The 9427-nt window shown below is 58.5% G+C and carries 5 protein-coding genes and 4 pseudogenes; 7 read left to right on the plus strand and 2 right to left on the minus strand.

Annotated elements, in window-relative coordinates:
• Nucleotides 1–252: pseudogene (locus tag JCM25146_RS19965) on the plus strand (acetyl-CoA carboxylase biotin carboxyl carrier protein); the annotation flags it as partial.
• Nucleotides 252–1595, plus strand: coding sequence for an acetyl-CoA carboxylase biotin carboxylase subunit (gene accC / locus JCM25146_RS19970; RefSeq protein WP_035372754.1), 1344 nt, complete (start codon nucleotides 252–254; stop codon nucleotides 1593–1595). The pseudogene JCM25146_RS19965 and the gene accC, both read left to right, overlap by 1 nt.
• A 180-nt stretch (nucleotides 1596–1775) precedes the next feature.
• Here accC and JCM25146_RS19975 read toward each other — a convergent pair.
• Nucleotides 1776–3217: pseudogene (locus tag JCM25146_RS19975) on the minus strand (sugar porter family MFS transporter); the annotation flags it as partial.
• 477 nt (nucleotides 3218–3694) lie between these two features.
• On the opposite strand from JCM25146_RS19975, the pseudogene thiC reads away from it, so the two are divergent.
• A pseudogene (gene thiC / locus JCM25146_RS19980) lies at nucleotides 3695–5558 on the plus strand (phosphomethylpyrimidine synthase ThiC).
• A gap of 81 nt (nucleotides 5559–5639) precedes the next feature.
• Here thiC and JCM25146_RS14800 read toward each other — a convergent pair.
• A complete protein-coding gene (locus JCM25146_RS14800; protein WP_025828980.1) occupies nucleotides 5640–6170 on the minus strand; it encodes a hypothetical protein in 531 nt (176 codons plus the stop codon).
• Between the two features lie 89 nt (nucleotides 6171–6259).
• Here JCM25146_RS14800 and JCM25146_RS14805 point away from each other — a divergent pair, with 89 nt between their 5' ends.
• The 4 genes and pseudogenes from JCM25146_RS14805 to JCM25146_RS14820 form a co-directional block, all read left to right on the plus strand.
• Entirely contained in the window at nucleotides 6260–6604 is a 345-nt protein-coding gene (locus JCM25146_RS14805) for a cupredoxin domain-containing protein (protein WP_025828982.1), read from the plus strand.
• Nucleotides 6605–6607: 3 nt separating this feature from the next.
• A pseudogene (locus JCM25146_RS19985) lies at nucleotides 6608–7431 on the plus strand (FTR1 family iron permease).
• A gap of 55 nt (nucleotides 7432–7486) precedes the next feature.
• The gene (locus tag JCM25146_RS14815) at nucleotides 7487–8008 is read left to right on the plus strand and encodes an iron transporter (RefSeq protein ID WP_025828984.1); all 522 of its coding nucleotides are present in this window, start codon (nucleotides 7487–7489) and stop codon (nucleotides 8006–8008) included.
• A 180-nt stretch (nucleotides 8009–8188) separates the two neighbouring features.
• A partial coding sequence (locus JCM25146_RS14820; RefSeq protein ID WP_025828986.1) for a carbohydrate porin occupies nucleotides 8189–9427 on the plus strand: 1239 nt, incomplete at its 3' end.

Consider the following 9427-nt stretch of genomic DNA (forward strand, 5'->3'; position numbering starts at 1 on the left):
CGGACCTGTCCCGCCATCCCGGTGCAGTGCCCAGCCCCATGGTGGGCGTGGCCTACCTGACGCCTGACCCGTCCTCCCCCCCCTTCGCCCAGCGAAGGGCAGATTGTGACCGCAGGGCAGACCCTGATGCTGATTGAGGCCATGAAGACCTTCAACCAGATCAAGGCCCCCAAGGGCGGCACGCTCAAGGCCATTCTGGTCGCCTCGGGCGATCCGGTCGAATTTGGCCAGCCGCTTGCCATTATCGAGTAATGTTCTCCAAAATCCTTATCGCCAACCGTGGCGAGATCGCCCTTCGTATCCTGCGCGCCTGCCGGGAACTCGGGATCAAAACCGTGGCGGTCCACTCCACTGCTGACGCCGACGCCATGCATGTGCGTCTGGCGGATGAGGCGGTGTGCATTGGCCCCGCCTCCTCGCGCGATTCGTACCTGAATGTGGCGGCCATCCTGTCGGCTGCGACCATAACCGGGGCAGAAGCCATTCACCCCGGCTACGGCTTTCTGTCCGAAAATGCGGATTTTGCCGAAACGGTGGAAGCCCACGGTCTGGTCTTTATTGGCCCCACGGCGGAGCATATCCGCATGATGGGCGACAAGATCACGGCCAAAACCACCATGCTCGCCCTTGGCGTGCCACTAGTCCCCGGCTCGGACGGGGAGCTGGCCAACCTTGAAGAAGCACACGAAGTGGCCAGCCGCGTTGGCTACCCCGTGCTGATCAAGGCCGCAGCCGGTGGCGGCGGACGGGGCATGAAGGTCGCCCACTCGGCCGATGAACTGTCCGATGCATGGAGCATGGCCCGTACCGAAGCGCGCGCAGCCTTTGGCAACGATGCGGTGTACATGGAAAAATACATGGACCGCCCGCGCCATATCGAACTCCAGATTCTGGGCGATAACTACGGCAACGTGGTCCATTTTGGCGAGCGTGACTGCTCGCTCCAGCGCCGCCACCAGAAGGTGCTGGAAGAGGCAGGCTCCCCCGCCATTTCCGCCGAACAGCGCGACAGCATCGGCCGCACGGCAACCGAAGCGCTCTCGCGCATGGGCTACCGCAATGCAGGCACGCTGGAGTTCCTGTACCAGGACGGGCAGTTCTGCTTTATCGAAATGAACACCCGCCTTCAGGTCGAACACCCCATTACCGAGATGGTGTGCGACGTGGACCTGGTGCGCGAGCAGATCCGTCTGGCAGCAGGTGAAAAGCTGGGCTACACGCAGGCGGATGTCACCTTCTCTGGCCATGCCATTGAATGCCGCATCAACGCGGAAGACCCGACCACCTTTGCGCCCTGCCCCGGCACCGTGGCCGTGTACCACCCCCCCGGTGGTCTGGGCGTGCGGGTGGATAGTGCGCTCTACACCGGCTACCGCGTTCCCCCGTATTACGACAGCATGATCGCCAAGCTGATCGTCCATGCCCCCACGCGCGCGCAGGCCATTGCCCGCATGCAGCGCGCACTGGACGAATTTGTGGTGGAAGGGATCAAGACCGTAATACCGCTCCACCGCGCCATTCTGGAGGACCCCGGCTTCCAGAATGGGGATTACACCATCCATTGGCTGGAGCAGTTCATGGCACGCACGCAGTAAGCGCGCACGCACCAGAACAGCCTGCACAAAAAAGGCCGGCCCATGTTGTGGACCGGCCTTTTTGCTTTTCTGTTTCTCCTCTCCTGCACAGGTTATGACCCGTGCAGGAGAGACGGCATGCTCAGGCAGCACTCCCCGCCGGAGCGGGGGTGGATGCGGGCGAGGCCTCATCTTCACCGTGTACTGGGGAATGGCGTAGTTGTTCTCGGCCTTGGGCACAAACTCGCCTTCACGCAGGGCCATTTCAATATCCTCCAACGTAGCCCCGCTGGTTTCTGGCACGCAGAAATAGACAAACACGACCGATGCCAGATTAACGCCCGCATAAATCCACATTGTCCCACCAAGGGAGACAAGCTGCACCAGCGAGAGCGCTGTTGCTGTTACCAGCAGGTCCGCACCCCACAGCACGGCGGCATGCAGCTGGTCGCCACCGCACGCATGGGCAGCGGGAACAGTTCCGCCCCCAAAAGCCAGCCTACAACCTGAATACCCCCCGAGTTGAACACCATGAACAGGAGCAGGAAGGCCACAATCATCCAGCTTCCCACGCTACCCTTATCGGGGTGGAGGGCAAACATGACACCAAGCCCGATAAGACTGAGCACGGAACCCGGCCCCATGATCAGCACAAGACGGCGGCGGCCAATCCGGTCCACAAACAGGCAGCCCAGCAGAGTCATGACCAGATAGACCATGGCCACACCAAGGCTGGTCAGCAGAGCTGATGAGCTATTAAACCCGGCATCCGAGAGGAAGGTAGGGGTGTAGTAGATCATCATCTCCAGCCCACCGGCCTGCGTAAAGAACGCAATACCCAGTGCGGCCACCAGCGCAGGGCGGACCCATGGGAGCCGAAGGCCCTTCCAGCCCCGTTCATCCTCATCCATACCCAGAACGTTCTTGCGAATTTCCGTGATCTCGCGCTGGATCACCTTGCGCGACGTACGCACACGCCCAAGCTGCTTGACGGCGGAGACCATGCCCTCGTTCTCAGCCACCCAGCGGGGGCTTTTGGGCAGGAAGAACATGCTCACAAACACCACGGCGGCGGGAATGGCCGCAATGGCCACCATGGGCCGCCAGCCCCATGCATCACGCATGGTAAAGCCCACAAGATTGGCCATAAAAATGCCAATACCAATGGCCACGTTAAACAGGGTGACCAGATTGCCGCGCTTGGCGGCGGGTGCCAGCTCCGAAATATAGGTCGGCACCACCTGCGTGGACCCGCCAACCGCAAAGCCAAGGAACACCCGGTCGATCACCAGCATGGTCACGCTGGACGCATAGGAACAGGCGACCGCCCCCAGCACGAACACCGCCGTGACCAGCATGACCGAGATCCTGCGCCCATAGCGCTCGGAAAACCACGATACACCCACAGCACCAATGACCGCGCCAACCAGAATGGCCGAGGTGACCATTTCTTCCTGCACGGAGGTTAAGTGGAAGTCCTTGGTAATAAGGAGAAGTGCGCCAGAAATAATTCCCGTGTCGTATCCGTAAAGACCGCCGCATATGGCAGACACAAATGCCGCTATCCACAAGACGTAATGAGCACGTGGAGAGATTTCGAGATTTTTTACCGCATCAAGCGTTTTATTTCTTTCTGTCTGCATGACACAATCATGACATACTCGAAAAAACTTGCATATCTTACGAATTATTCTTTATTATAATAAATGGGCTCCTGTATGCCATCATCCATACATCAGGCAAAAGCCGCAGGACCGGAGCCGGAATCCACCCCCCACCCGTAGGATGAGCGTGCCCCAGTCTGACCCTGCGGGGTCACATCTTGGTGTAAATGCTTGACACACACACACCTCAGGCTATCTGCTTACACATAACCAAGGGGGGTTCCGGGACAAGGAACTGAGAGGCCACTTACGCTTTACTGTACCAGCAGAAAGCACCGTGGCGACCCTGCCGCCAGCAACATAGGGTTCTGGCGGGGAACCTGATCCGGCTCATACCGGCGGAGGGACTGGTGCCTGCAAGGAACAGACGCCCCGCCCCTGTGGCAGGCGTTGGCCGCAATGGCTGCTTCCTTTCAACGGGCCTGTCCTCCTCACGCCTGAGGAGACTATAAAGCAATGTCTGCTACCACCACCACGCAGCCCACACAGGGCGGCAACCCCAAACCGGCCAACACGGCCGCCCCCGCACCGGGGCAGGTGACCACTGGCCCCATTCGCGGTTCCCGCAAGGTCTATTCCAGCCCCGACGGGCACCCCGATATCCGCGTCCCTTTCCGCGAGATCGCACTCGACCCGTCCGCCAACGAGCCCCCCCTGCGGGTGTATGACACGTCCGGCCCCTACACGGACCATACCGCCAGCATTGACGTGCGTGCGGGCTTGCCCAAGCTGCGCAGTGCATGGCTGGCCAAGCGGGGCCTGACCGCCACAACACCGCGCAGCATCCGCCCCGAGGACAACGGCGGCGCCGAAGGCAGCTATCTGGTCCAGCCCTGCCCTGCCCCCCACACGGTGCTTACGGGCGTTGCAGGCAAGCCGGTCACGCAGTACGAATTTGCCCGCGCAGGCATTATTACCGAAGAAATGATCTACGTGGCCCACCGCGAAAATCTGGGCCGCCAGAAAGCGTTGGACGAGGCTGCAGCACAGCTCAAGGACGGCAACTCCTTTAACGCCGCCCTGCCCGAATTTGTGACCCCCGAATTTGTGCGCGAAGAAATCGCACGCGGGCGCGCCATTATTCCCGCCAACATCAACCACCCCGAGCTGGAACCGGTTGTGATCGGGCGTAACTTTCTGGTCAAGGTGAACGCCAACATCGGCAACTCGGCCATTACCTCCTCCGCCGCAGACGAGGTGGAAAAACTGGTCTGGTCCATCCGCTGGGGTGCCGATACGGTCATGGACCTGTCCACAGGCCGCAACATCCACAACATCCGCGACTGGATCCTGCGTAACGCCCCGACCCCCATTGGCACGGTTCCACTTTATCAGGCGCTGGAAAAAGTGGGCGGGGATGTAAGCAAGCTGAACTGGGACGTGTTCCGCGACACGCTGATCGAGCAGGCCGAGCAGGGCGTGGACTACTTTACCATCCACGCGGGCGTGCGCCTGCAGCACGTCCCCCTGACCGCCAACCGCGTCACCGGCATTGTCTCACGCGGCGGGTCCATTATGGCAAGCTGGTGCCTGAACGGCCACCGCGAGAGCTTTCTGTACGAGCATTTTGAAGACATCTGCGACATCATGCGCGCGTATGACGTCTCCTTCTCCCTCGGGGATGGTCTGCGTCCGGGCAGCATAGCCGACGCCAATGACGCGGCCCAGTTTGCCGAGCTGGAAACACTGGGCGAACTGACCAAGATTGCATGGGCCAAAGGCTGTCAGGTCATGATCGAAGGGCCGGGCCATGTGCCCATGCACAAGATCAAGGAGAACATGGACAAGCAGCTGCGCGAATGTGACGAGGCCCCGTTCTACACGCTTGGTCCGTTAACAACCGACATTGCACCGGGCTACGACCATATTACCTCGGCCATTGGGGCTGCCATGATCGGCTGGTTTGGCACGTCCATGCTCTGCTACGTCACACCCAAGGAACACCTTGGTCTGCCCGACCGCAACGACGTAAAAACCGGCGTGATTACCTACCGCATTGCCGCCCATGCGGCTGATCTGGCCAAGGCACCCGGGGGCAAAGCTACGCGATGACGCCCTGAGCCGCGCGCGCTTCTCCTTCCGCTGGGAGGATCAGTTCAACCTCTCGCTCGACCCTGACACGGCCTGCGCGTACCATGATGAGACCATGCCGCGGGATGCCCACAAGACGGCGCATTTCTGCTCCATGTGCGGCCCCAAATTCTGCTCCATGCGGATCAGTCAGGACCTCAAGGAAGATGCCATTCGCCTTGCTGGCATTGAGCAGAAGAATGAGGAATTCCGTCAGGCTGGTGGCAAGGTCTATGTTGCCGCCGAATAACGGCACAGCGCGTATAACTGTTTGAATATTTATAAATATGGAGAATAGGATCACCTGTTCTCCATATTTTTGTCTTTCCCGTTAAAAATAATGCCGCAGGAAAACTTTTGGCACGCCTTCGGTATTAAGGCACGAGAACACGATGACCGCCACCCAGACCATACAGGCGGAAAAACAAAAAACCTTGCACCAGACAGAAACGTTGTCTTCTCGCCCCTTCATGATCGGCCAGTAAATGGCCTTGTGGCCATACCACTCCAGCACACCCGATAGCACCAGTGCCAAAAGCTTGGGCGTAATATAGGCACGCGCACCAATATGTACGGGGTCGTAAAAAAACAGGGCGAATCCAGTAATCATGGCCATGCCATAGCTGATATGCAAAGGACGCAGCATAAAGCGCGAAAGCCGGACCAGCGCATCCTTGTCCATCTGCTGGACCACCGCGAGGGCAAACAGCATTTCCAGCCCGAAAAACCCAGCCATACTCAGGATATGCAGCATTCTGACCAGATAATGGATCGGCTGGAACCAGAAATGGAACGTCCGGCTATCCAGCGCCATAAGCAGGTCCGTTGGCAGACGCATAAAAGCCAGAGGATGGTTCGACATGATTTTACAATTCACCAATCGGTATAAACATTGACTTTAATAATGATTCTCACTAACCCAAACAGTCAAGACAAGCGGAGAACCAGAGAATGAAACGGCTTTTTGCAGCCCTCCCCCTTTTAAGCGGGATGTATCTTTTTCCTCCCGTGCAGGCTCAGGCGCAAACCGTTTATCACCTTACACTCAAAGATCATCATTTTGAACCTGATCATCTGAGCGTGCCTGCTGGCGAGCGGTTTATGATTGAACTGGAAAATCAGGACAGCACGACCGACGAGCTAGAGAGCTATGACATGAAATTTGAAAAAATTATTGTCCCCGGCTCCAAAATTCGTGTGCATGCAGGCCCTCTACACCCCGGACAATATACTTTTTTTGATGACTACCACCCCGATCAGGCCAAGGGAACAGTCACCGCAGAAGCAAAGCCGTAAACCATGCTTGGCAGTCTGATCATTGTTTTTCGTGAAGTTATGGAAGCCGGTCTGGTTATTGGCATTGTGCTTGCGGCAACGCGCGGCATTGCCGGTCGGGGCTGGTGGGTGGCGGGCGGCATTGCCGCCGGCGTAACCGGAGCAGCCATTGCCGCAGCCTTTGCCGGGGCACTCTCCACCGCATTTTCTGGCAATGGGCAGGACATTTTTGCTGCATCCATCCTGTGTCTGGCCGTTCTCATGCTCTCGTGGCACATCATCTGGATGGCGCGGCACGGGCGTGAACTCGCGCAGGAAATGAAGCAGGTAGGGGCCGCAGTGTCCTCCGGCCATCGCTCGCTTGGCGCTCTGGCAACCGTGGTGGCCGTGGCCGTACTGCGCGAGGGTATGGAGGTTGTGCTCTTCCTTTACGGTATTGCCGTATCGGCCATGTTGGCGCGTTCTCCCTGCTTAGCGGCGGCCTGCTGGGTGTGCTGGGCGGGGCTGCCCTGTCCTATGCGCTGTATCGTGGGTTAATCATCATTCCCCTGCGGCACCTTTTTGCCGTCACCAATATTCTTGTCTCCATTCTGGCGGCAGGCATGGCCTCTCAGGCAGCAGCCCTGCTTGCATCCGATGACCTGATTCCGGCACTGGGTTACGACATCTGGGATACATCCTGGCTGTTGTCCGATGGCAGCCTTGCTGGCCGCACGGCCAAAGCCCTTGCCGGTTATACCGACAGGCCAACAGGGGTCCAGATTCTTGTCTGGGGTCTGACCCTTGCCTGCCTGCTGGTTGCAGAACGCTTTGTGCGCACCCGCCCACACCCCTCTCCCTCACCATAGACCCCCATTTTTTCAACCCTGTGCCCTACGGCACATCTGATCGCAGAGATATGAAATGAAGCGTTGTATCAAAGTGTTTTCCGTACTGACCGCTCTTTCTGCCGCCTATGCTGCTCCGGCCATGGCGCGTGAATACCCCATTGGTGGCCCCGTACAGGCGCATGATATGGAAATTGCCGCCAACTACCTGCTTGGCGTGGACATGGCCCCCATGCCCAAGGACATGGCCATGGGCGCGGATACCATTCACCTTGAAACCGACGTGCATGCCACCGCAGACAACCCCTGGGGTTTTCCCGACGGCGCATGGATCCCCTACATTGGCGTGGACTACACCCTGACCAAAAAGGGCACCAGCTGGAAAAATGAGGGTATTCTGCACCCCATGACCGCAAAAGACGGCGCGCATTACGCCAACAATGTTAAAATGGATGGTCCCGGCACCTACACGGTCGTGTTCCGTTACAGCTCGCCCGAAACCAACGGCTTCCTGCACCACACGGATAAGGAAACGGGCACACCCGGCTTTTGGGCTCCCTTTACGGAAAGCTTTACATTCAGCTATCCTCAGAAGTAATTTTTTATAAATAGTAAATATTGAGGGCAGGGATTGTGCCAAATCCCTGCCCTTTTTTTGTATTTCTGGGTTGCAATTAAAACATATTTAACTTAACACGCTTTCCCATATTGATGTTTTTGATAATTATTCGCAAATAGGACGGACCTTATGTCAAGATTCTGCTTGGCGGCACGCCATATGCAATCCTGCCCCAAAAGAAAAAGCAGGACATTTTCTAAAACCATTTTTGTATCTCTCGCTTTATCTCTTCTTTCCACCACAGCATCCTTTGCACAGAATGCGGAGACGCAGCTGGAGCAGGACCGCCGCCGTCTTGGCAATTCCGGTCCACTGGTCTCCGAGATTGATCCGGCCACGGTGCGGGATTCCATGCGTGCGGCAGAGGCCGCCAAATCCCCCGATGCAGACCACCCGGACCTGAGTGACCACCTGCTGGGCAGCGTCTGGGGCGCACGCGACTGGATGGCACGCCACGGTATTACTCTCGATATTCAGGAAGTGGACGAGCTGTGGGGCAACACCACTGGCGGTAACCCGTCTGGCAATGACGGCCCCAACGGTTCAGGCTCGGGCACCGGCCCTGCCTATGACGGCATGACCATGCCAACCCTGACCGTCGATCTGGAAAAGCTGATCGGCCTTAAGGGCGGTCTGTTCAACATCAGCGCGCTCCAGCTGCGCGGGCGCTCCATCTCGCAGGACCATCTGAGTGTTTACAACCCTGTTTCCGGGTTCGAGGCAGACCGCTCCACCCGCCTGTTCGAGCTGTGGTACCAGCAGTCCTTTCTGGGCGGCAAGCTCGACATCAAGATCGGGCAGCAGGACCTGGATACCGAATTCCTGATCAGCGATTACGGCAGCCTTTACCTTAACTCCAACTTCGGCTGGCCCATGGCGCCATCGGTCAACCTGTATGCCGGTGGGCCGTCCTGGCCGCTGGCGTCTCCCGCCGTGCGGATCCGCTACCGGCCAACCGACCAGTTTACCGTCATGTTTGCCGCAGCCGATGACAACCCGCCGGGCAATACCTCCAACTCTTTTGGTATTCAGGGTGGCAACCCCGTGGACCCCACTAACCAGAACGCCAACGGCAATGCCTCGGGCACCAAGTTCAACATGGGCACGGGTGCGCTGCTCATGACCGAACTGCAATATGCCATCAACCCCCAGCCCGATGACATGTCCAAGGTCACCAAGGACCCCGGCCTGCCCGGTGTGTACAAGCTCGGTGGTTTTTACGACACGGGGCGCTTCCCCGACTACCGCTACAACCAGTCCGGTCAGGCGTTGGGTGGGCCGGATGACACCACGGGTATTCCGCGCTGGGACCGTGGCAACTGGATGGTTTACGGCATTGTGGACCAGATGCTGTGGCGGCCCTCGCTCCAGTCCGCGCAGTCCGTGGGCGTGTTTGCG

Source organism: Acetobacter okinawensis JCM 25146 (assembly GCF_000613865.1).
Classification (GTDB): domain Bacteria; phylum Pseudomonadota; class Alphaproteobacteria; order Acetobacterales; family Acetobacteraceae; genus Acetobacter; species Acetobacter okinawensis.

Bases quoted from the DNA above. Each gene is read 5' to 3' on its own strand.
- JCM25146_RS14800 (WP_025828980.1), bottom strand. From the start codon at position 6,170: ATGTCGAACCATCCTCTGGCTTTTATGCGTCTGCCAACGGACCTGCTT.
- JCM25146_RS14805 (WP_025828982.1), top strand. From the start codon at position 6,260: ATGAAACGGCTTTTTGCAGCCCTCCCCCTTTTAAGCGGGATGTATCTT.
- JCM25146_RS14815 (WP_025828984.1), top strand. From the start codon at position 7,487: ATGAAGCGTTGTATCAAAGTGTTTTCCGTACTGACCGCTCTTTCTGCC.
- accC (WP_035372754.1), top strand. From the start codon at position 252: ATGTTCTCCAAAATCCTTATCGCCAACCGTGGCGAGATCGCCCTTCGT.